General features: G+C 71.3%; 19 protein-coding genes. 15 read left to right on the forward strand and 4 right to left on the reverse strand.

Going from position 1 to position 21767, the window contains the following annotated elements:
• Positions 1 to 29: 29 nt before the first annotated feature.
• Positions 30 to 2264 (forward strand): heavy metal translocating P-type ATPase, encoded by a 2235-nt coding sequence (locus HHX40_RS21985; RefSeq protein ID WP_182882127.1) that lies wholly within the window; start codon positions 30 to 32, stop codon positions 2262 to 2264.
• 76 nt (positions 2265 to 2340) lie between these two features.
• Here the strand turns inward: HHX40_RS21985 and HHX40_RS21990 are convergent, their stop codons facing one another.
• On the reverse strand, positions 2341 to 2865 hold the full coding sequence (locus HHX40_RS21990) for a GNAT family N-acetyltransferase (RefSeq protein ID WP_220499441.1): 525 nt from the start codon (positions 2863 to 2865) through the stop codon (positions 2341 to 2343).
• A gap of 138 nt (positions 2866 to 3003) precedes the next feature.
• On the opposite strand from HHX40_RS21990, the gene HHX40_RS21995 reads away from it, so the two are divergent.
• Positions 3004 to 3711: a restriction endonuclease gene (locus HHX40_RS21995; RefSeq protein ID WP_182882128.1), complete on the forward strand. Its 708-nt coding sequence runs from the start codon at positions 3004 to 3006 to the stop codon at positions 3709 to 3711.
• 37 nt (positions 3712 to 3748) lie between these two features.
• On the opposite strand, the gene HHX40_RS22000 is transcribed toward HHX40_RS21995, so the two are convergent.
• Positions 3749 to 4207, reverse strand: a complete 459-nt coding sequence (locus HHX40_RS22000; RefSeq protein WP_182882129.1) for an ATP-binding protein — start codon at positions 4205 to 4207, stop codon at positions 3749 to 3751.
• Positions 4208 to 4487: 280 nt separating this feature from the next.
• Between HHX40_RS22000 and HHX40_RS22005 the strand changes: the two genes are divergently transcribed.
• Complete coding sequence (locus HHX40_RS22005) at positions 4488 to 5348, forward strand: helix-turn-helix domain-containing protein (protein ID WP_182882130.1); 861 nt, start codon at positions 4488 to 4490, stop codon at positions 5346 to 5348.
• Between the two features lie 36 nt (positions 5349 to 5384).
• Positions 5385 to 5624 (forward strand): DUF397 domain-containing protein, encoded by a 240-nt coding sequence (locus HHX40_RS22010; protein ID WP_182882131.1) that lies wholly within the window; start codon positions 5385 to 5387, stop codon positions 5622 to 5624.
• A 246-nt stretch (positions 5625 to 5870) separates the two neighbouring features.
• Here HHX40_RS22010 and HHX40_RS35855 read toward each other — a convergent pair whose 3' ends face one another.
• Positions 5871 to 7145 carry a cellulose binding domain-containing protein gene (locus HHX40_RS35855; protein WP_220499443.1) on the reverse strand — a complete coding sequence of 425 codons (1275 nt, stop codon included), beginning with the start codon at positions 7143 to 7145 and terminating at the stop codon, positions 5871 to 5873.
• Positions 7146 to 7265: 120 nt separating this feature from the next.
• Entirely contained in the window at positions 7266 to 8732 is a 1467-nt protein-coding gene (locus tag HHX40_RS22025; RefSeq protein WP_220499444.1) for a cellulose binding domain-containing protein, read from the reverse strand.
• Positions 8733 to 9182: 450 nt separating this feature from the next.
• Here HHX40_RS22025 and HHX40_RS37005 point away from each other — a divergent pair, with 450 nt between their 5' ends.
• The 11 genes from HHX40_RS37005 to HHX40_RS22075 all read left to right on the forward strand — a co-directional run bounded on the left by HHX40_RS37005 (position 9183) and on the right by HHX40_RS22075 (position 21764).
• Positions 9183 to 9308 carry a hypothetical protein gene (locus HHX40_RS37005; protein WP_259403831.1) on the forward strand — a complete coding sequence of 42 codons (126 nt, stop codon included), beginning with the start codon at positions 9183 to 9185 and terminating at the stop codon, positions 9306 to 9308.
• Between the two features lie 337 nt (positions 9309 to 9645).
• Positions 9646 to 10932 (forward strand): cation:proton antiporter, encoded by a 1287-nt coding sequence (locus tag HHX40_RS22030; protein ID WP_182882133.1) that lies wholly within the window; start codon positions 9646 to 9648, stop codon positions 10930 to 10932.
• Positions 10933 to 11048: 116 nt separating this feature from the next.
• Positions 11049 to 12101 (forward strand): BMP family lipoprotein, encoded by a 1053-nt coding sequence (locus HHX40_RS22035; protein WP_182882134.1) that lies wholly within the window; start codon positions 11049 to 11051, stop codon positions 12099 to 12101.
• Between the two features lie 44 nt (positions 12102 to 12145).
• Positions 12146 to 13687 (forward strand): ABC transporter ATP-binding protein, encoded by a 1542-nt coding sequence (locus HHX40_RS22040; protein WP_182882135.1) that lies wholly within the window; start codon positions 12146 to 12148, stop codon positions 13685 to 13687.
• Positions 13684 to 14826: an ABC transporter permease gene (locus HHX40_RS22045; protein WP_182882136.1), complete on the forward strand. Its 1143-nt coding sequence runs from the start codon at positions 13684 to 13686 to the stop codon at positions 14824 to 14826. Before HHX40_RS22040 ends, HHX40_RS22045 begins: the two co-directional genes overlap by 4 nt.
• Positions 14823 to 16073 carry an ABC transporter permease gene (locus HHX40_RS22050; protein ID WP_182882137.1) on the forward strand — a complete coding sequence of 417 codons (1251 nt, stop codon included), beginning with the start codon at positions 14823 to 14825 and terminating at the stop codon, positions 16071 to 16073. Before HHX40_RS22045 ends, HHX40_RS22050 begins: the two co-directional genes overlap by 4 nt.
• A 3-nt stretch (positions 16074 to 16076) precedes the next feature.
• Positions 16077 to 18203: a N,N-dimethylformamidase beta subunit family domain-containing protein gene (locus HHX40_RS22055; RefSeq protein ID WP_182882138.1), complete on the forward strand. Its 2127-nt coding sequence runs from the start codon at positions 16077 to 16079 to the stop codon at positions 18201 to 18203.
• Between the two features lie 11 nt (positions 18204 to 18214).
• Positions 18215 to 19123: a 6-phosphogluconolactonase gene (locus HHX40_RS22060; RefSeq protein WP_182882139.1), complete on the forward strand. Its 909-nt coding sequence runs from the start codon at positions 18215 to 18217 to the stop codon at positions 19121 to 19123.
• The gene (locus HHX40_RS22065; RefSeq protein ID WP_182882140.1) at positions 19120 to 20121 is read left to right on the forward strand and encodes a PfkB family carbohydrate kinase; all 1002 of its coding nucleotides are present in this window, start codon (positions 19120 to 19122) and stop codon (positions 20119 to 20121) included. The genes HHX40_RS22060 and HHX40_RS22065 overlap by 4 nt, the downstream gene beginning before the upstream one ends.
• Positions 20084 to 20803, forward strand: a complete 720-nt coding sequence (locus tag HHX40_RS22070) for a GntR family transcriptional regulator (RefSeq protein WP_182882141.1) — start codon at positions 20084 to 20086, stop codon at positions 20801 to 20803. The genes HHX40_RS22065 and HHX40_RS22070 overlap by 38 nt, the downstream gene beginning before the upstream one ends.
• Positions 20796 to 21764, forward strand: a complete 969-nt coding sequence (locus tag HHX40_RS22075; RefSeq protein WP_182882142.1) for a nucleoside hydrolase — start codon at positions 20796 to 20798, stop codon at positions 21762 to 21764. The genes HHX40_RS22070 and HHX40_RS22075 overlap by 8 nt, the downstream gene beginning before the upstream one ends.
• The last annotated feature ends 3 nt before the right edge of the window (positions 21765 to 21767 follow it).

Here is a 21767-nt window from a genome sequence, read left to right on the forward strand (position 1 = left end):
CGCCGGGCATGACGCGGAAAGGAGGGGTGATGGCCTCCATCACCGGTGACCGGCCGACAGGCGCGGTCGAACTCTCGATCGGCGGCATGACCTGCGCGTCGTGCGCCAACCGGATCGAGCGCAAGCTCAACAAGATGGACGGCGTGACCGCGACGGTCAACTACGCCACGGAGAAGGCGAAGGTGACCTTCCCCGAAGACCTGGACCCCCAGGCGCTGGTGGCGGAGGTGGAGAAGGCCGGATACACCGCCAAGCTCCCCGAGCCGCCCAAGCCGGAGCAGGCGCCCCCGGAGCCGGACGAGCTCGCCGCCCTGCGGACCCGGCTGCTGGTCTCCGTGGTGCTCGCGGTGCCGGTGATCGCGCTGGCGATGATCCCGGTGCTGCAGTTCACCTACTGGCAGTGGCTGTCGCTGACGCTCGCGGCCCCGGTCGTCGTGTGGGGCGGCCTGCCGTTCCACAAAGCCGCCTGGACCAACCTGCGGCACGGCACGGCCACGATGGACACGCTCGTGTCGCTCGGCACGATCGCCGCACTGGGCTGGTCGCTGTGGGCGCTGTTCCTCGGCGACGCCGGGGTGCCCGGCATGACCCACGGCTTCGACCTGACCATCTCCCGCAGCGACGGCTCGGGTGACATCTACCTGGAGGCCGCTGCCGGGGTCACCGCGTTCATCCTGGCCGGGCGTTACTTCGAGGCCCGTTCCAAGCGGCGCGCCGGCGCGGCGCTGCGGGCCCTGCTGGAACTGGGCGCCAAGGACGTCGCCGTGCTGCGCGACGGCCGCGAGGTGCGCGTCCCCGTCGGCGAGCTGAAGGCCGGCGACCACTTCGTCGTTCGGCCGGGGGAGAAGATCGCCACCGACGGCGTGATCGAGGAGGGCGCCTCCGCGGTCGACGCCTCGATGCTCACCGGCGAGTCGGTCCCCGTCGAGGTGCGGCCCGGCGACGCCGTCACCGGGGCCACGGTCAACGCGGGCGGCCGGCTGGTGGTCCGGGCCACCCGGGTCGGCTCCGGCACCCAGCTCGCCCAGATGGCGCGGCTGGTCGAGGAGGCGCAGACCGGCAAGGCCCAGGTGCAGCGCCTCGCCGACCGCATCTCCGGCATCTTCGTGCCGATCGTCATCGCCCTGTCGGTCGCCACCTTGGGCTACTGGCTCGGTACGGGGGAGGGGGCCGGGGCGGCCTTCACCGCCGCGGTCGCGGTGCTGATCATCGCCTGCCCCTGCGCGCTGGGCCTGGCCACCCCGACCGCGTTGCTGGTCGGCACCGGCCGCGGCGCCCAGCTCGGCATCCTGATCAAGGGCCCCGAGGTGCTGGAGTCGACCCGCGCGATCGACACGGTCGTGCTCGACAAGACCGGCACGGTCACCGAGGGCAGGATGACCCTGGCCGGGGTCCACCTGGCCGAAGGGGAGGACCACGACGAGGTGCTCCGGCTGGCCGGGGCCCTTGAGCATGCCTCCGAGCACCCGATCGCGCAGGCGATCGCCCGCGGCGCCGCCGAGCGGGTGGGCGCACTGCCGTCGCCGGAGGACTTCGCGAACGTCGAGGGCCTCGGCGTGCAGGGCATCGTGGACGGCCACGCCGTACTCGTCGGCCGGCCCCGCCTGCTGGAGGAATGGTCCCAGCACCTTCCCGCGGAGCTGGAGAAGAGACTGGGGGAGGAACAGGCCGCGGGCCGTACGGCGGTCGCGGTCGGCTGGGACGGCCGGGCACGTGCGGTGCTGGTGGTGGCCGACGTCGTCAAGCCCACCAGCGCCGACGCCGTCGCCGAACTGCGCGCGCTCGGGCTGACGCCGGTGCTGCTGACCGGCGACAACGAGGCCGTCGCCCGTACGGTCGCGGGCGAGGTCGGGATCGACGAGGTGATCGCCGAGGTGCTGCCCGCCGGCAAGGTCGACGTGGTGAAGAGGCTGCAGGCCGAGGGCCGGACGGTCGCGATGGTCGGCGACGGCGTCAACGACGCCGCGGCGCTGGCGCAGGCCGACCTGGGCCTCGCCATGGGTACGGGCACCGACGTGGCCATCGAGGCCGCCGACCTGACGTTGGTGCGGGGCGATCTGCGGGTGGCGGCCGACGCGATCCGGCTCTCGCGGCGTACGCTGCGCACGATCAAGGGCAACCTGTTCTGGGCCTTCGCCTACAACGTGGCGGCCCTGCCGCTGGCCGCCGCGGGCCTGCTCAACCCGATGATCGCCGGTGCGGCGATGGCGTTCTCCAGCGTCTTCGTCGTCAGCAACAGCCTCAGGCTCCGCCGCTTCCGCTGAGTCCGCCGCGGCCACCGGTCCGCCGCGGCCACTGGGATGTACGCGACCCATCGGTCGCGTACATCCCGGAGCAGGTTCAGGATGCGTCCGGAGTGCCGGTGCCCCGCCATCGGTAGTGGGCGTCCGGGAGGTTCTCCTCGTTGTCGTTCCCGTCCCGTTCCTCGACGAGGGTGAAGCCGTGCCGTTCGTAGAAGCGGCGGGCGCCGTCATTCTGCTGGAACACATGGAGGTCGAGCACGTGGGGATTTGTCTTCTTGGCGTGGCCGAGCAGCGCGGTGCCGATCCCGCGACCCTGGGCGGCGGGCGTGACGTACAGGTGGTCCAGCCAGCCGCTTCGGAGGCCGGCGAAGCCTGCGATCTCACCGTGTAGCTCGGCCACCCACACCTGCGAGGCCGGGACCATGACACCGGCGATCCAGGCCCGGGTCTCCTCGTCGGAGTGCAGGCGGGGCAGGTAGGTCATCCCGGCCCGGGCGGCGAGGAACACGTCGGCGATGTGCCCGGCGTCCCCGGACGACGCGCGGCGAATCAGCGGCAGGGAATCGCGCGCGATCGGCTTCGCCTCGTCCACGCCTCGCGGCGGGAAGATCTGCTCAGACACGCCCACACCGTGTCACACGCGGTCCCACCCTCGCCATCGACTTATGCGCGCTATTGGTGGGTCCGGCCGCTGAGTCGCGGAAATGTCAGCCCCATTTGGCAGAGTGGGAATGTCTTCCTCTTTCCCCGGAGGCTTCCTATGGGACGGCCCAGACGACGACGAGGTAAGGGCAAGGGCGGCGACGGGAGCTGGATTCTCTGGCTGGCCGCCGCGGTTGCCGCCATCCTGGCCGTGAAATGGCTCGTCGAACTCATCGTCGCCCACTGGTTGCCGGCTCTCGGCGTCACGATCGTGCTTGTCGCCGGGGCGACTGGAGCGCTCGTGTTTCGCTACAGGGCGCTTGAGGCGAGGAGGCAGGAGTGGATCAGGGAGAACGCCCGCCTCGAAAAGGTGGACCGGATGTCCGGCGGTCAGTTCGAAACCCTGGTCGAGGCTCTTCTTCTGCGCGAAGGCTTCCGTAAGGTGCATCGCGTCGGGGGCAGTGGTGACGGTGGCGTGGACGTCGTCGGAATCTCGCCCGGCGGGCAGCCATTCGTCGTCCAGTGCAAGCGGTGGAGCAAATCCGTCGGCGCTCCCGAAATACGCGACCTGCTGGGTGCTCTGCACGCCCACCCAGGCCACCGGGGCGTCCTTGTCACGACCGCTCGCTTCACCGTTCCCGCTGTCAAATGTGCGGCGGGCACGGATCTGGTGCTGATCGACCGGGACCAACTCGCCACCTGGCTCGCCGGGTCCTTCACGCTCGCCCCGGCCCCGGGCCCGAATGGGTGGCCACGACTCCGGCGCCGTTCCGCACCCCCTCCCGCCGAAGGCGAACTCGGATTCGGAGGAGTCCTCGGTGACTGAGCGCCGCGACCGGCCCCCGGCTGACCATCGTCGCCGCTCAGCCGCTCGCCAGCTGGAACCAGACCACCCGCCCCGCCTTGCTCTCATGCCAGCCCCAGGCCACCGCCAACTCCTGGACCAGCCACAGCCCACGGCCCGTGCACATCTCCGGGTCGGTGCCGACCTGTACGCGGGGTGAGCTGGTGGCCGAGCCCGCGTCGATGACGTCGACGTGGAGTGTTACGGAGCGTCGGGCGACGGTCACGGTCACCTGTCCGCGGGGCAGGCGCGAGTCGGAGTGCCGTACGGCGTTGGCGACGAGTTCGCTGACCAGCAGCACGGCGTAGTCGGCCTGCGGGTGGCCGGTCTCGGCCAGGAGCACCCGGAGGTAGTGACGCGCCTTCCGCACCGACGCGGCCTCACCGGGCAGGTCGATCTGTCCCAGCAGTTCCACCGCCTTCGTCGAGTGCTGCGGGAGACCCGCACAGCCGGGATCGGCGTATGGCTCAGGCGCCACCCAGCTGCCCGTGGATTGCCGGTACGAGGCCGACCTCACAGCCTGATGTCCATGGTCGCCCGTCCGCATCTTCGACCCCTTCTCGCCAGCTTGGCACCCGTTTGAGCGCATTCGGTCATCGATCGATAACGCAACGTGAGTGGCTCGCTTTGATGGTCATCCTTCGGAAGCGACGGGGCAAGCGAAATTGCAAATTTGCTCCATGTGGCGTCTTCGTTGGTTTCCCTGATGTGGTCCCTCCTAGGGCGGCACACTGTGCGTGACGATCAGGGAGGTTTCCGTGACGAACGGGCGTGGGCCCACGGTTCGGCGCAGACGGCTGGCCGGCGAACTGCGCAGGCTGCGCGAACGCAAGGAGCTGACCCTGGAGGACGCCGCCGAGCGCCTCGGCTGGTCGGCGGCGAAGGTGTCCAGGATCGAGACGGCTCGCGTCGGGATCACCTCGCCGGACCTCACCCGCATGCTCGACCTGTACGAACTGGCCGACGACAGGCGGGCCGGCCTGCACGCGCTGGCCAGGACCGCCCGCACCCGGGGCTGGTGGGACGCCTACGCTGACTCGCTGCCGAGCGACTACTCGGCCTACATCCAGCTCGAAGCCGACGCGGCGTTCATCCGCAGCTACGACGGCATGATCGTGCACGGACTGCTGCAGACCGACGAGTATGCCCGGGAGATCATCCGCGCCGCCCTGATGGGCCTGTCCTCCCCGGCCGAGGTCGAGCGACGGGTGGAGGTGCGCATGACCCGGCAGCGGCTGCTGCTCCGGGACGAGAGCCCGCTGCGGTTCTGGACGGTTGTCGACGAGGCCGCGCTCACCCGCAGGGTCGGTTCCGAGGCGATCATGCGCGAGCAGCACGCGAGGCTTCTGGAGTTCGCGGATCGGGACAACGTCACGATCCAGGTGCTGCCCTTCGCCAAGGGCGCGCATCCCGCGACAGCCGGGACTTTCGCTCTGCTCGAATTCCGTGAAACCTACGATCCAAATGTGGTGTACGTCGAGGGCACGACAAGTAACCTGTACGTCGAGAGCGATGCCGAGATCTACCGGTATTCGCTGGCCTTCGACCATCTTCGAGCGATGGCGCTCGACCCCGACGAGTCGAGGCGGCTCATCGCGCGGCTGGCCGAGGGGTCCTAAGAGCGATCCTGCCGAGAGAAAGCCAAGGGGTTGTCCGTGTACCTGTCTCGCGTCACGTGGCGAAAGAGTCGTCGTAGCGGCAACGGCTCGAACTGTGTCGAGATCGCCGTCGCCGACGCTGCCGAGGCGGGTACGGAACACAAAGCGGACGCCCGGCGGTTGTTTCTGGTCCGCGACTCGAAGAATCCGGACGGTCCGGTTCTGGCGTTTACGCCGTCCGAATGGGATGCCTTCGTCGGCGGGGTCAAGGACGGCGAGTTCGACGACCTGAGCTGACCACCTGATCCTCTCCACCTCGCATGGCGCTCGATCGGAGTATCGGCGCATACTCGTCGGGCGCGTCGAAGAGCGCGCCGTGTTCCATTTGACCGGCATCACGAAACTGGCCGCCCAGTCGCGGATGACGTCAGCGGCGGCCTCGATGGTGTGAAGTACGGCTGTACCGTGCCCCTGTCCGGGCGGTACGAGCCGGCGCCGCCTGGTTGGTGGCGGCGCCGGGCTGGTTCTGGCTGGCTCGGGCTGTTACCGGAGGTATGCCGCGAGGCCGAGGCGTTGGTCGCGTACGGCTCCGGCGACGAGACCGGCGATCTGCCGGGCGCCGTACGCCTCGAAGTGGGTGTGGTCGTTGGCGAAGAACGCGCCCACCGGGCCCGAGGTGTAGTCGCCGCTGTACGGACAGAAGCGCAGGCTGTTGTAGAGGGTGTAGCTCAGCTTGTGGAGGTCGACGACCGGGGTGCCGGTGGCGGAGCCGACGTCGAAGGTCTCGGTCAGGTAGCCGCGGTTGGGCGTGGCGGTGCTTCCGCTGCAGGTCAGGGCGGCAACGGGAGTCACCAGCACGGGATTGGCGCCACGCTGCTTCGCGGCGCGGACCATGGCGGTGAGGAGTTCGCGATAGCGGGCGGAGCCGACGTGCCTGGGGCAGGTGGGGGAGCCGTCGTTGATGCCGAACTGGATGAAGAGGTAGTCGCCGGTCTTCATCCCCGTGGAGGCGTCGAGCATGGACTGCCAGCGGGCTGCGTAGGCGGTCGAGCTGAGGATGCATTCGCCCGAGGAGTTCATGTTGCTGGTGACGGCCGACTCGTACAACCAGGTCTGGATGCTGCGGCCGCCGACGGCGTTGTTCGTCACGGTGGCGTTGGCGGTGAGGTACTGGCCGAGCTCGCGGCCCCAGCCGACGATGGGGTCGCCGGAGCTGTTGGCGACGGTGGAGTCGCCGGCCAGCCAGACTGTGATCTTGCTGGGGGCGGGGGTGGTGCTGGGTGTCGCGCTCGGGCTCGCGCTCGGCGTCGCGCTGGGGCTCGGACTGGGGCTCGGACTGGGGCTCGGACTGGGGCTCGGACTGGGGAAGCGGGTCGGGGAGGCGCTGGGGCTGTTGGTGACCCCGCCGGTGCAGGTGACGCCGTTGAGCGCGAAGCTCGTCGGCACCGGGTTGGCGGAGCTCCACGACCCGTTGAACCCGAAGTTGGCCGACCCGTTGCCCGGGATGGTGCGGTTGTAGTCGACGTTCTTGGCGGTGACGTTCGCCCCGGTCTGCGTGACCGTCGCGTTCCAGGCCTGGGTGACCTGCTGGCCCGTGGAGAAGGTCCAGGTCAGCGTCCACCCGTTGATCGTGTCGCCGAGGTTCGTCACGGTGACGTCCGCGCCGAAACCACCCGTCCACTGGTTGGTGATCCGGTAGGTGACGGCGCAGCCGGTGGCGGCGCCGGCGCTCGGCGCCGCCGCGAAGGTCAGCGCCCCCGTCAGCGCGGCTACCGCTGCTGCGATCGCCGTGGCGGCGCGCCGTCGGAACATGGTCATCTGCGGTTCTCTCCTTCTCGGGCGGGCGGGCGCTCGGTCGGTCAGCGGGCGAGGGTGCTTCTCAGCGGGCCGGCGACTGCAACGAGGTCGTACGGCCGCCGCATGATCAGCCGGGTCGCGTCAGGTCAGCGCGCATGCGGCGCTGTTGAGGGTGAAGGAGGCCGGTGTGGAGTTGGCGCCGTTCGAGGTGCCGGTGAAGCCGACCGTCGCGGAGGCGCCGGGCGCGAGAGCGGGGCTCCATGTGGGGTTCGTGACGGTGACGGCCGCGCCGGTCTGGGTGAAGGTGCCGTTCCAGCCCTGGCTGATCTGCTGGCCGTCGGAGAACCTCCAGCCGAGCGCCCACCCGTTCAGGGTGCTGCCGCCGGTGTTGGTCACCTGTACCTCGCTCTGGAAGCCACCGGGCCACTGGTTGGTCACGGTGTAGTGCACGGCGCACGCGCCGGCCGGGCCGCTCGGGGTGGCGCTGGGCGTCGCCGAGGGCGTGGAAGTGGGCGTGCGGCTGGGCGACACGGAGGGCGTCGGGCTCGGCGACCGGCTCGGGCTCGGCGTCGGGGTGGGGGAGGTGGGCGGAGCGAGGTGGGCGGCGACGATCGGCGCGAGTTTGGCCGCGATCGCGCGGTGTCCGGCGTCGTTGGGGTGGACGCTGTCGGACAGGCCGTCGGAGGGCACCCATCCGTCGGTGGCGACGAAGAAGACGTTGCGGTCGCCGGTGTTGTTGACGGTCTGCACCGCGGCCTGGGTCTGCGGGACGAACCGCCCGCGGAAGGTCTGCAGGGCCAGGATCGCGGCCTTCGGGTATTTGCTTCGGATGGTGCGCAGCAGGCCGACGTAGGAGTCCTGGAACTGCGTCGTGGACACCCCGTGACCGGCGTCGTTGGTACCGAGGTTGATCACGACGACGTCCGCCTGGTATCGGGTGAAGTCGTGGTCGACGGCGCCGTCCGCGGCGCTGACCTTCACGAAGCGGCGGTCCAGGCCGACGCAGCCGTCGGCGGTGCTGACCAGGCAGGCGCCCCCCTCGGCGACCTGCATGTGGTCCAGTCCGAGCTGCTCGCCGACCAGCCATCCGTACGCGGTGAGGGCGTTCTTCGAGGTGGTGGTGCCGACGGTGATCGAGTCGCCGACGAACTCGACCATGCCCTTGGCAGGTTGGGCGGGCAGGGTGCGTGCGCCTGAGTCGAGCACCAGCCCCTGGAACACCGCGTCGCCGTGATAGGAGCCGGCCACCACCCGGTAGGACACGCGCAGGGTGTGGTTGCCCGCTGAAAGCGGGGTGGCGGTGAGGTTGACCGTGCCCCGTACGTTCTGCAGGTAGACGTCGGGGCGGCCGTCGATGCTGTAGTAGAGGTCGATGGTGTTGCGCTGCTTGAGCTTGACCGTGGTGCCGGTGAACCCGGTGGTGAGGTAGGCGCCGGCCCAGCCGGGGACGTAGGCGGCGCTGTCGCGGGTGTCCCAGCGGCCGACGAAGCGGATGTTGGGGTCGGTCGGTGTCCCGTCTCCGGCGGCGGCCTGCGCTCCGGGTGGCGTCGCGAGCGCGACCGCGGCGACGACGGTGCCGGCGGCGACGGCCAGGCGAATGAGCTTCATGCCGAGCCGTCTCATGCAGCGTCCAATCTGGTGGGGACCGGTGGGGCCGGACGTCACGAGACGCTAGAAAAGCGCACGTAAAGGCGTCAAACACGCCCTGACTGCATGTGCAGTCCATTTGAAGGGGAAGTCGTCGCGTTTCAGGTCAGCCGTGCGACGGCGGCCGGCGGAGAACTCTCCCCGTATGAAACTTTCGGCGCCTCGTGTGAAAAGCCCACTCGCCCTTCCGGACGAGACGGGACGACGCCGCCCCCAGGCCATGGACAATCTCCGCAAAAGACTTCAGCATCATCATCGAACCGCACTTCCGGGTGAAACGGCGGCGAGTACTTCGCTTGGCACGATGACCAAGCTCGCCGTCACCTGCGCGAACCCGGCCGTTCTGCCGCACGTCATCGAGCTGTATCGCTACTGCACCCTGGATCGATCCGGCAGTAAGGAGCGAGAAGCATGACCACGACGCTGTCGTTCGGGGACCATCCGGCCGGGACCCCGGTGCACCGGAAGTTCCAGGACATTCCGTTCTCCGCGGCCGCCGGCACCGCTGACCCGACCAAGGGGCAGGCCGCCGTCTGAATGGGTCGGGAATGCTCTCGCGGCTCCTTTCCCACGCGTCGAACCGCCCTCCGTTGAACCGCTGCCCGTCGAACCCCTGCCCGTCGACCCGTCACCCGTCGAACCGACGCCCGGGTCGTCCGGGGCGCCTGATACGGACGCGCGGTGGTGTGCGCGGCCTCGGGCGCCCGTTCCGTCTCGCGCGCGTTCCACTCCGCGTTCCAGTCCGCGTTCCACTCCTCGCCCGGACCGGACGGGGGACCAGGTGCGCGTCACCGCGCACCGCACGCTCGCGCCGTACTCGTCACGGCGGCACGGCCGTGCTCGACGGCGCCCACACCCGGAAGGAAGTGGTCCTATGAGCCCGCACACCGTCGCGCCGCTGCTTCTCGGCCTCGCGGTGATCGTCGTGACGGCGTGGCTGCTCGGCATGCTCGCCCGCCGGCTCGGCCAGCCCGCGGTCATCGGCGAGATCGTGGGCGGCATCCTGCTCGGGCCGACGCTGTTCGGTGGCGCGATACCCAGGACGCTCTTTCCCGCCGAGGTGCGGCCGTCGCTGACCCTGCTGGCCGACATCGGCGTCTGCCTGTTCATGTTCCTCATCGGCCTGCACCTGGACCACACGCTGCTGCGCGGCCAGAGTCGTACGGCCTCCGTCGTGTCGGTATGCGCGATGCTGCTGCCGTTCGGTCTCGGCGCCCTGCTGGCGCTCTACCTCGCCGGCGGTGGCGGGACCGGCGACCGGGTCGCGTTCGTGCTGTTCATGGGTGCCGCGATGGCGGTCACCGCGTTCCCCGTCCTGGCCCGGATCCTCACCGACAAAGGCCTGATCGACACGCCGATCGGCGGGCTGGCACTGGCCTGCGCCGCGGTGGGCGACGTGCTCGCGTGGGCGCTCCTCGCCGTCGTGGCGGCGCTGGCGGGTGGCGGTGGTCACCCGTGGCGCGTCCTGTTCGTGGTGCCCTTCGCCGCCGTGCTGCTGGGGGTGGTACGACCGCTGCTGGCCCGGCTGGCCGCCCGCCGTCCGGTGTCCGGCCCGCTGACCGGCGTCGTGCTGGTCGCCGGGGCGGCCGGGCTGCTGCTGTCGGCTCAGGCGACCAGCTGGATGGGCCTGCACGCCATCTTCGGCGCGTTCCTCTTCGGCGTCGCCATGCCGCGTGAGGGCGTCTCGGCGCTGCGCGAGCGGGTCCTGCCGTGGATCGAGCGAATCTGCGCCGTCGTGCTGCTGCCGGTCTTCTTCATGGCCGCCGGTCTCAAGGTCGATCTGTCCCGGCTGGACACGGTCGCGTTCGGCGAGCTGGCGCTGATCCTGCTCGTGGCGGTCACCGGCAAGTTCGGAGGCGCGTACCTCGGCGCGCGGATCACCGGCGTACGTCCCCGCCACTCGGCGGTCCTCGGCATCCTGATGAACACTCGCGGCCTGACCGAGCTGATCGTGCTGATCGTCGGGCTCGAGCTCGGCGTGCTGACGCCGCGGCTGTATTCCCTGATGATCCTGATGGCCCTGGTCACGACCGCCATGACCGGTGTCCTGCTGCGGATCGTGTACCCCGAACGAAGGGTCGTCGAGGACAGGTCGCCCCGCACCGGCGCAACCCAGCTGCACGTGAACGAAGGGCGTTCCGGCTTGTCTGATGAGTATTGACGCTTGTCTGACGAGTGCCCATCATGGTGTCGCCGGAGTCGAGATCCTTTGCGCCCCGGGAGGCAGGGCCCGGGGCCCGTGCCCCGGCGCGGGCGCAACGACATATGAGGTGACGCATGCCCCGACTGTTCGCCGCTCGACTGCTCACCACCTGTCTGACGTTGTCCGTGGTCGCGGCCTGCGGGGCCACGGGCGGCGGCACCACCGCGGGCCCGGCCTCCGGTGAGAGCCGGGCCGGCGCCGCGAAGATCACTGTCGGGGTCGCCTACAGCCGGGGCGGGCGCGGAGACAAGTCCTTCAACGACTCGGTCGGGGCCGGAGTCGACCAGGCCAAGGCGAAGCTGGGCGTGTCGGCCAAGGAGCTCAGTCCGAACGCGGCCGGGTCGGACCTGGAGGAGGTCCTGCGCCTGCTGGCCGAAACAGGACACAATCCCGTCCTGGCCGTCGGCTTCTTCTACGCCCAGCCGCTGGCGAAGGTCGCGCCCGCCTTCCCCCACACCCAGTTCGTCATCATCGACGACGCGACGGTGAAGCTGCCCAACGTCACCAATGTGACCTTCCGGGAAGAGCAGGCGAGCTACCTGGTGGGAGCGGCGGCGGCCCTCAAGTCGTCCACCGGGCGGATCGGCTTCGTCGGCGGCGTGCAGACACCTCCCCAGGAGAAGTTCATCGCCGGATACACGGCCGGCGCCCGGAAGATCAAACCCGGCATCCACATCTCCAGCGTGTTCCTCTCCCAGCCGCCCGACTTCAGCGGGTTCTCCTCGCCGGACAAGGCGCAGGAGGCGGCCCGCGGGATGTACGACGACGGCGCCGACATCGTCTACCACGCCGCCGGCGCGTCCGGGCTCGGCGTCTTCCAGGCGGCGAAGGCGGCGGGCAAGTGGGCGATCGGGGTCGACGTGGACCAGCGCAAGACGGTCGGCCAGGGGCTGGCCGACGTGATCCTCACCAGCGCCACCAAACAACTCGACGTCGCAGTGCTGCGCATCATCGAGGACGCGGCGGCGGGCAAGCCGGTCTACGGGCTGCAGGAGTTCGGGCTCAAGGAAGGCGGAGTGGGCTACACCACGACCGGCGGCGAGCTCGGCGACGCCGAGCCGCGAATCGAGGAGCTCCGCAAGCAGATCATCGCGGGCGAGATCACCGTGCCCGTCTCGCCCAGCTGACGTCCGCGCCGGCGACACCGCGACGGGGCGAGTCTGGAGGTCCGATGTCCCCGCACGCCATCCACGAACCACCTCCGCTCGTCGAGCTCCGCGGCATCGGCAAGCGCTATCCGGGCGTCGTCGCCAACCGTGACGTGAACCTCGCCGTCCACCCTGGCCAGATCCACGCGGTGGTGGGGGAGAACGGCGCGGGCAAGTCGACGCTCATGAGGATCCTGTACGGAGAGGAGCAGCCCGACGAAGGCGAGCTCCTGCTGGACGGCGAGACGGTCCGGCTGCGGTCACCCGCCGACGCCATCGCGGCCGGGATCGGCATGGTCCACCAGCACTTCATGCTCGCCGAGAACCTGACCGTGCTGGAGAACGTGATCCTCGGAGCCGAGAACACCCGCTGGGGCCTGCTCGACCGCCGCTCAGGCCGGCGTGCGGTGCGGGAGGTGAGTGAGCGCTACGGCCTCGACGTGGATCCCGACGCCACCGTCGAGCACCTGGGCGTGGGGCAGCGGCAGCGCGTCGAGATCCTCAAGGTCCTCTACCGCGGCGCCCGCGTGCTGATCTTCGATGAGCCCACCGCGGTGCTCGTGCCCGGCGAGGTGCGGGCCCTGTTCGGCAGCCTCGCCGGACTGCGCGCGCAGGGACTGGCCGTGGTGTTCATCTCGCACAAGCTCGACGAGGTGCTCGCCGTCTCCGACCACATCACCGTCATCCGCGCGGGCGCCTCGGTGGGATCCTTCGCGACCGCGGAGGCCGATCCCCGCCGTCTGTCCCGGCTCATCGTCGGCGGGGAGCTGCCGGCGCCGGCGGCGCGGCGGCGCGGCGGAGGCGGGGAGGTCGTCCTGCGGCTGCGCGGCCTGCGGGCCGACGCCGTCGCGGACGCGACGCTGGAGGTGGCGCAGGGGGAGATCCTCGGCATCGCGGGGGTCCAGGGCAACGGGCAGACCGAGCTGATCGAGGCGATCATGGGAATCCGCGCGGTGTCGGGAGGCTCGCTGCACATCGCGGGCCGGGAGGCGACCCACCTCGGCACGCGGGGCCGCCGCCGGCTGGGGCTCGCCTGCATCCCGGAGGACCGCCACCGCCAGGCGCTCGCGCTGCCCGCGACGCTCTGGGAGAACGCCATGCTCGGCAGCGAGGAGCTGCGCCGGCGCAGCCGGTGGCGGGTCGACAGGAAGGCGGCCCGGGACGCGACCGGCCGGCTCGTCGCCGGGTTCGGCATCAGGTCGCCCTCTGTCGACGTACCCGCCGCCGCGCTGTCGGGAGGCAACCAGCAGAAGCTGGTCGTCGGCAGGGAGCTCGGGGGTCGGCCCAAGGTGCTGCTGGCCGCCCACCCCACCCGCGGTGTGGACGTCGGTGCCCAGGCCGTCATCTGGGAACGGCTGCGCGACGCCAGGGACGACGGTCTGGCGGTGCTGCTGGTCGGCGCCGATCTCGACGAGCTGCTCGGCCTGAGCGACCGGGTGCAGGTGATGCTGCGCGGCAGGCTGAGCCCCGCCGTCCCCGTCGGGGAGCTGACCGTGGAGCGCCTCGGCCGGATGATGACGGGCGCCGAACCGGAGCCCGTCGACTCGGCCGCGGAGAACCGATGAGGCCCGCCCGGACGGGCTGGGGAGTGGCGAGCACGCTCGCCGCCCCCGCGCTCGCACTGCTGATCGCGCTCACCGTCTCGACGGCCGTTCTCGCCGCGGTCGGCGCCTCGCCGTCGCGGACGTACCTGACGATGCTGGAGTTCGGCGTACGGCCTGACTCGCTCGTCTCCGCGGTCAACCGGTCGGCCATCTACTTCTTCGCCGGTCTCGCCGTCGCCGTCTCCTTCCGCATGAACCTCTTCAACATCGGCGTCGAAGGGCAGTACCGCTTCGCGGCGCTGCTCGCGGCAGCGGCCGGCACGTCCTTCGATCTGCCGGGGCCGCTGCACCTCGCCGTCGTCTGCCTGGTCGCCGTGCTCGCCGGCGCCCTGTGGGCCGGCATCGCCGCCGTGCTCAAGACGTGGCGCGGCGTCTCCGAGGTGCTGTCCACGCTCCTGCTGAACTACGTCGCCACCGCCGTCATCGCCTTCCTGCTGGCCGAGGTGTTCGCGGCGGGCAGCGCCACCGGATCGACCCCTGAGCTGCCGCCCTCGGCGCGCCTGCCCGAGCTCGACGGGCTGCTCGCCCTTCTCGGGGTCTCGCTTCCCGCGGGCGCGCACCTCGGCGGGGCCGTGCTGGGAGCGGTCGTCCTCGGCGTCGGCGTGCACCTGGTGCTCACCCGCACCCTGTACGGCTACGACCTGAGGATGAGCGGACTGAACCCGGCGGCGGCCCACGCCCACGGCATCGACCCACGCCGCATGATCATCATCACGATGCTCGTGTCGGGCGGGCTCGCCGGGCTGGCCGGCCTGCCGGACCTGCTGGGCAACACCTATCGCTACGGCGTGGACTTCCCCTCCGGCGCCGGGTTCACCGGCATCGCCGTGGCGCTGCTCGGCCGCAACAGCCCTCTGGGCATCGCGCTGTCCGCCCTGCTCTTCGGGTTCCTGGAGCGTTCGGCACTGATCCTCGACATCGAGGGCATCCCGAAGGAGATCGTCACGATCATGCAAGGCGTCATCGTGATCAGCGTCGTGGTCGCCCACGAACTGGCGCGCCGCATGGACCGCAGGCGCACCGCGCGACTCGTCCGCGAAGGGGCCCCCGCCCCCGCCACGCCGACCGCCCCCGCCACGCCGGCCGGACCCGCCGCATGAGGGCGGCGACGCCGCGGCCCTGGTGGCGCCGCCCTCATGTGGTGGGCCCGGTGCTCGCCGTGGTCGCCGTCCTGCTCGCGGTATCGATGGTCAGGACCCTCACCGGAACCGAGGCCCTCACCGGATCCGGCGTCGTCGGCGCCACACTCCGCCTGGCGGTTCCGATCGGGCTCGCCGGTCTGAGCGGCCTGTGGAGTGAGCGCGCGGGCGTGGCCAACCTCGGCATCGAGGGCATGATGATCATCGGGACCGTCTGCGGGGCCTGGGCCGGTTACGCGTACGGCGTCTGGGCCGGCGTCCTGGCCGGCGTGGTGGGCGGCGTGCTGGCCGGCCTGCTCCACGCCGTCGTCACCGTGACCTTCGGCGTGGACCAGGTGGTCTGCGGAGTCGCCGTCAACATCCTGGCGGTGGGGGTCGCGCGGTTCCTGTGCGTCGTCGCCTTCAACGGCCTGCCCGGGGCGGGCGCCACCCAGTCGCCTCCCGTCCGGGGGGCGATCGGCACGATCAGCCTGCCGGTCCTGGCGGGCGGCTGGGGCACGCCGGACCTCCTCGGACGGCTCGAACAGACGCACTGGTTCCTGCTCTCCGATGCCGGCGGCATTCTGCGGGGGTTCCTCCACGACGTCTCCTGGTTCACCGTGCTCGCCGTCGCGCTGGTCCTGTGCAGCGTGCTGGTGCTGTGGCACACCGCCTTCGGGCTGCGGTTGCGCGCGGCCGGGGAGCATCCCGCCGCGGCCGACTCCCTCGGGGTCCCGGTCCAGCGGATGCGGTACTGGGCGGTGCTGGTGTCCGGGGGGCTCGCCGGTCTCGCCGGGTCCTACCTGGTCACCGTCGCCTCCAACGTCTACCGGGAGGGTCAGACCGGCGGCCGGGGCTTCATCGGGCTCGCCGCCATGATCTTCGGCAACTGGCGGCCGGCGGGCACCGTCGGCGGAGCGCTGCTGTTCGGGTACGCCGACGCCCTGCAACTGCGCCAGTCGACCGCCGTGCACGTGCTGATCCTGCTCGCCGCCGTGCTGCTGTGGATGGCGGCGATCGTCGGCCTGCGCCGCCGTCCCCGTCTGTCGGGGGTGATGGCGCTGCTCGGCATGACCGCCTTCGCGGTCTTCCAGACGACCGACGCGGTCCCCACCCAGCTCGTCTACGCCACGCCCTACCTCGCCACCCTCCTGGTCCTGGTCACGACCGCCCAGCGACTCCGGATGCCGGCCTACGTCGGCGTCCCCTACCGACGAGGAGGTGCCTGACCCATGACGGAAGAGCCGGAACCCCACCTGATGGCGTACGCCGACGTCTGGTCGGCCGTGCCCGGGCAGACCGTGTCCGTGTACGGCAGCGGCCCGCGGGGAACCGTGGACGTCGACCTCGTCGACCTCGTCACGGACGCCGTCCTCACCCCGGCCTCGCCGGTCTCCGTCGAGCCGCGGCCCCTGGAGATCGGTTCGCACCTGGAGATGCCCTCCGTGCCTACGCCGGCCAGGGGAAGCCTGGCGCTGTGGATCCGCCCGCACCGGCTGGGCACGAGGCAGGTCCTGGCGGACCTGACCGCCGGGGAATGGCGGCTGCTCCTCGCCCTGGACGAGGAGGGAAGGGCCGAGGTGAGCGTCGGCACGCCGTCCGGCCGCCTTCACGGCCGCGCGTCCTCGGGCGTCCGGGAGGGTTCGTGGTTCCTGGTGGCGGCGGCCTGGGAGGCGACGCCGGCCACGACGACCGTCCATCTCACCGTCGGCGGGGGAGGGGAGAGTGTGCGCGCGACGGGACACGCACCGCCTCCGCCCGCCGGGACCGGGGCGCTCCGGCTCGGCGCGGGACCCGGGCGCGACTCGCCCTACATCGGACGCATCGCCCTCCCCCTGCTGACGAGGAGCCTCCTCACCGGGGAGGCGTGCGCTCCCCTGCTCGGCCTGACCACGGGAGCCGGCCTGCTCGGGCATGTCGGCGACGACGTGGTGGCTCTCTGGGACCCCTCGGCGGATCCCGGCGACCCCCTCGTGCCCGACGTCAGCGGGAACGGGCACCACGCCCGGGCGGTCAACCGGCCGCTCGCCGGGCTGGCCGGCCCGGAAGGCGACGCCGGGAAACCCGCCCACACCGCCGTGCAGCTGAGCCCCGAAGACCTCGACGACGCACGCTGGCCGGAGACCTGCGCGCTGACCGTCCCCGGCGACACCGCCTCGACCGTGCTCGGCATCCGGCTGCGGGGCGGGAGCCGGTCGTTCGTCGCCCCGCTGATCGTCCGTCCTCCCGGGCCGCCGCACGAGCCGGCGTCCCGCCCGCTCGCGGTGGTCCTGCCCACCTTCACCTACACGGCCTACGCCAACCACCGGCAGTCCAGCGAGGCCGAGTACTTCGGCGACTACTCGCGGGTGACCACCCGCCGGATCACGCTCTCCCCGGTGGACGCCTACCTCAACCGGCACCGGGAGCTCGGGCTGTCCCTGTACGACAGCAGGCTGGAGGGCGGGGCCGTCTACTACTCCTCCAGGCGCCGCCCCGTGCTGAACTACACCGCCGACTACGTCTGGTGGATGACGGGGGCGCCACGCCACTTCTCCGCCGACATCCTGCTGCTGCGCTGGCTGCGGTCCGAAGGGTTCGCCTTCGACGTCCTCGCCGACGAGGACGTGCACGCGGGCGGAGCCGACCTCCTCGCGGGCTATCGCGTGGTGATGACCGGCAGCCACCCCGAATACATCAGCGCTCCGGAGCGCGCGGCAGTCGGCGCGTACGTGTCCGGGGGCGGGCGCCTCATGTACCTCGGAGGCAACGGGTTCTACTGGGTCACGGGCGTCGACCCCCGCTACCCGTACGCCATCGAGGTCCGCCGCCGCGGCACGGGTGACTGGTGGGACAACGAGCCCGGCGAGGACGTCCTGACCTCAAATGGCGAGCCCGGCGGGCTCTGGCGCCTCCAGGGACTCCCGCCGCAGGAACTTCTCGGCGTCGGCTTCGCCGCCCAGGGCTGGGGCCCGGCGCCCGGATACACCCGCCTGCCCGACAGCTACCGCGACGAGGCGGCCTGGATCTTCGACGGTGTCGATACGGAGGTCGTGGGCGCCTACGGGCTCGCGCTCGGCGGCGCCGCCGGAGACGAGATCGACCGCGCCGCGCCGGAACTCGGGACCCCTCCCGGCACCCTGGTGCTCGCCACGTCCGCGGGCGGGCACGGCCACTACTACCAGCCGGCCGCGGAGGACGCCTCCCCGGACGGGGACACCGTACGCGCGGACATGACCCTGCGCAGGCTCGGCGGCGGCGGCGCGGTCTTCTCCGTGGGCTCCGTCAACTGGGTCGCCAGCCTCGCCGCCCGCGAGGGCGACATCAGCCGCATCACCCGGAACGTCCTGTCCCGATTCCTGCTTTCCGACGTCTTGTGAGGAGCAGCGACATGGCCGCGAGCGCCCGCCGCGACGACTATCCGTACCCCCGCACCTCCGGCGAGCTGACCGACGAGCAACTGACCATGCCTGCCGACGATCTCACGGCCATCGCCCGTCACCCGTTGACGGTGTACAAGGACACCACCGAGCTCTACCACCGGCTTGCCCGCCAGATGGCCGACGAACTGCGGGAGAACAACCTGCGCGGGGAGCCGACCCGCTGGATCCTCCCCGTCGGCCCGAAGGCGCACTACCCGATCCTCGCCGAAATCTGCAACCAGGAACGCATCAGCTGGGCCGACGTGTTCGCCTTCCACATGGACGAGTTCCTCGACTGGCAGGGCCGGCCGGTGGATCCGTCCCACCCCTTCAGCTTCCGCGGCTATTGCGACCGCAACCTCTACCAGTTGCTGGATCCCGAGCTGAGGCCGGACCCCGGCAACGTCGTCTACCCCGACGTGTTCGACCCCGACGCCTACGCCGAACGGCTGCGACAGGTGGGCGGGGCCGACACCTGCTTCGCCGGATTCGGATACCGCGGGCACCTGGCCTTCAACGAACCCCCCACGACCCGCTGGCACCACTACAGCCTGGAGGAGTTCGCCGCCTCCACCACCCGGATCGTCCCGCTGCTGGAGGACACGATCGTGGCGCACTCCCACCGCGTGACCGGCGGCTACACCCAGGCCATCCCGCGTATGGCCATCACCGTCGGCATGGCGGAGATCCTCTCCGCCCGGAGGCTGCACCTCGTCACCGACGGCGGAGCCTGGAAGCGGTACATCGTGCGGGTCCTGCTGCTCACCACCGAGCCCGACGTGCTGCTGCCGGTCACCCTCGCGCACCGCCATCCCGACGTGCACGTCACCGTGGACGCCGACAGCATCGCACCCTGTGCGCTGGGCCTCGGCTCGTGACCGTGCTGGCAGTCGGCGCCTACACCGTGGACCTCTACATGTTCGGCGACCACCTGCCGGGGCCGGGCGAGAGCGTCGGCGCCTCCGGCTACGCCACCGCGCACGGCGGCAAGGCGGCGAACGTGGCCGTCGCGTCGGCCCGGCTGGGAGCTCCAACCAGGTTCGTCGGCGGCCTGGGAGACGACGCCGACAGCCTGGCGGCGCTGGCCGCGCTGCGGGCAGACGGGATCGAGACCGGCGGTTGCGCCGCGATCGACGGCGTCGCGACCGGGCGCAGCTTCGTCTACGTCGACAAGCGGGGCGGGCAGATCGTCATGACGTGGCCGGGGGCCGCGGACCTGCTTCCCCCCTCCCGGGCGGCCGACGCGGCCGCCGGACTGCGGCCCGGTTCGGTGCTCGTGCTCCAGGGCGAGATTCCCGTGGCGACCTCCGCCGCGGCGGCCGCCGCGGCCCCGCCCGGCGTACGCGTCCTGCTCAACCCGAGCCCGGCAGGGCCGTTCCTCAGCGAGATCGGGGAGGAGCTGCTCCGCCGGGCCGACGTGCTGGTGCTCAACGACGGCGAGCTGGCCGCGCTGACCGGGCCTGCGGACGAGGCGCGCCCGGCGGCTGCAGGGAGTGACGAGGGCGTCTCTCCGGCCGAGTCCCTGCTGCCCAGGACCAGAGGGCGGACCGTGGTCGTCACCCTTGGTGAACGGGGCGCCGAGATCGCCGGAGACCACGGCACTATGCTGATCGGCGTGCCGCGCGTGAACGCCGTGGACACCACCGGAGCGGGTGACGCCTTCACCGGAGCCCTGGCGGCGGCGCTGCGTGCCGGCGCGAGCGTGGCGCAGGGAGTCAGGCTCGCCTGCCGGGTGGCGGCGGTGTCGGTCACGCGCCGCTTCTGCGCTCCCAGCTACCCATCCGCCTCAGAGCTCGGCATCGCCCCGCTCCAAGGCTCGTCCGGGCAGGAGAACCCCGGTGAGACGACACCCCACCCTGGCAGTCCAGGTACGTGACCGGCTGCGTGCCCTGATCGCCGAACGGGGACTGCGTCCCGGGGACCGGCTGCCGTCGGAGAACGAGCTCATCGTCCTGTTCGAGGTCGGCCGCACCAGCATCAGGGAGGCGCTCAAACTGCTGGAGCAGGAGGGCCTCATCCAGGCCCGCCACGGCGACGGCCGCTACCTCACGTCCCAGCCCAGCCTCGACCGTCCGCTGACCCGCCTGGAGGGAGTGACGGAGATGCTGGCCAGCCGGGGGCACACGGCCGACAACACGGTCCTCGACATCGCGGCGGCGGAGCCGGACCGGCACCAGCGCGAGCTGCTCCAGCTCCCGCCCGGCGAGGCCGTCGTACGGCTGGAGCGGTTGCGCCGCCACGAGGACGACGCGCTGCTCTACTCGGTCGACCTGTTCCCCCGGTCCCTCATCGCCCGTCCGCTCGACGAGGTGGACTGGACCGGGTCGCTGTTCCGGCTGCTCGCCGAGCACGGGCACAACGTCGCCTACGCGGTCGCCCAGGTCCGCGCCGTCACGCTCGACGAGACGCAGGCGGAACGCGTCGCGAGCCCCCGCGACGGCGCCTGGCTGCTGCTGGTCCAGACCCACCACGACAGCGCCGGGCGGCCGCTGCTGTATTCGGAGGACTACCACAGGGGCACCGACTTCTCCTTCCATCTCGTGAGGCGCCGTGACTGACACCACCCCCCGCGCCCGCCGGGTCCTGTTCGACCACGACGGCGCTCCGGACGACCTGCTCGCCCTTCTCCTGCTGACCCAGTACGACAACGTCGACCTGCGGGGAATCGCCGTGACCCCGGCCGACTGCCTCCCCGCACCGGCCCTGTCGGCCACCCGCAAGATCCTCGACCTGACGGGCGAGGACGTGCCGACGGCCGTGGGAGTGCTGCCGGGGCGCAACCCGTTCCCGCTCGCCTGGCGCATCGACGCCCTGCGGGCGGACGCCTTACCCGTGCTCAACCAGAAGGACCACACGACCGCCGGAGCGGAGGGTCCTCCGGCGCACGAGCAGCTCGCCGCCTGGCTGACGCGGGCTCCGGACCCGGTCACCGTGCTCGCCACCGGCCCGCTGACCAACCTCGCCTGGTGCCTTGAGAACCACCCGGAGGTCGAGTCCCGCATCGAGGAGGTGGTGTTCATGGGCGGAGCCCTCGACGTCGACGGCAACGTCAGGCAACCGGGTCACGACGGCACCGCCGAGTGGAACCTCTTCTGGGACCCCGGCGCCGCCAAACGCGTCTTCGACTCCGCCGTCCCCATCACGATGTTCCCCCTGGACGTGACCAACCGCGTGCCGGTCACCGCGGAGCTCGCCCGGACCTTCGGCCGCAGTTACGGCGACCACCTCAGCGATCTGGCCGGATCGTTGCTCGCCCTGACGTTCGGAACGCTGGAGACCACCGGGCTGGCCTACTGCCTCTGGGACAGTCTCACCGCCTCCTACCTCGCCGAGCCCGGCATCTGCGCCTTCGAGACGGTGCGCTGCGACGTGGTCGCGCAGGGCGAGAGCCAGGGGCGCACCGTCAGGGACAGCCGCGGCCGCGCCGTCAGGTGCGCCCGTACGGTCGACGCCGACCGGTTCTACCGGCACTTCCTCGGTACGCTCGCCCCGGGCGGGCCCGGGTTGCCACCCGCCTGAACG

It is taken from the genome of Microbispora sp. H10949 (assembly GCF_014161435.1).
In the GTDB taxonomy this organism is placed as follows: Bacteria; Actinomycetota; Actinomycetes; order Streptosporangiales; family Streptosporangiaceae; genus Microbispora; species Microbispora triticiradicis.

Excerpts from the sequence above, each read along its gene's own strand:
- HHX40_RS22040 (WP_182882135.1), top strand. The coding sequence starts at position 12,146 with ATGTCCCCGCACGCCATCCACGAACCACCTCCGCTCGTCGAGCTCCGC.
- HHX40_RS22060 (WP_182882139.1), top strand. The coding sequence starts at position 18,215 with ATGGCCGCGAGCGCCCGCCGCGACGACTATCCGTACCCCCGCACCTCC.
- HHX40_RS22050 (WP_182882137.1), top strand. The coding sequence starts at position 14,823 with ATGAGGGCGGCGACGCCGCGGCCCTGGTGGCGCCGCCCTCATGTGGTG.
- HHX40_RS22025 (WP_220499444.1), bottom strand. The coding sequence starts at position 8,732 with ATGAAGCTCATTCGCCTGGCCGTCGCCGCCGGCACCGTCGTCGCCGCG.
- HHX40_RS21995 (WP_182882128.1), top strand. The coding sequence starts at position 3,004 with ATGGGACGGCCCAGACGACGACGAGGTAAGGGCAAGGGCGGCGACGGG.
- HHX40_RS22045 (WP_182882136.1), top strand. The coding sequence starts at position 13,684 with ATGAGGCCCGCCCGGACGGGCTGGGGAGTGGCGAGCACGCTCGCCGCC.
- HHX40_RS37005 (WP_259403831.1), top strand. The coding sequence starts at position 9,183 with ATGACCACGACGCTGTCGTTCGGGGACCATCCGGCCGGGACCCCGGTG.
- HHX40_RS21985 (WP_182882127.1), top strand. The coding sequence starts at position 30 with ATGGCCTCCATCACCGGTGACCGGCCGACAGGCGCGGTCGAACTCTCG.
- HHX40_RS22055 (WP_182882138.1), top strand. The coding sequence starts at position 16,077 with ATGACGGAAGAGCCGGAACCCCACCTGATGGCGTACGCCGACGTCTGG.
- HHX40_RS22035 (WP_182882134.1), top strand. The coding sequence starts at position 11,049 with ATGCCCCGACTGTTCGCCGCTCGACTGCTCACCACCTGTCTGACGTTG.
- HHX40_RS22030 (WP_182882133.1), top strand. The coding sequence starts at position 9,646 with ATGAGCCCGCACACCGTCGCGCCGCTGCTTCTCGGCCTCGCGGTGATC.
- HHX40_RS35855 (WP_220499443.1), bottom strand. The coding sequence starts at position 7,145 with ATGACCATGTTCCGACGGCGCGCCGCCACGGCGATCGCAGCAGCGGTA.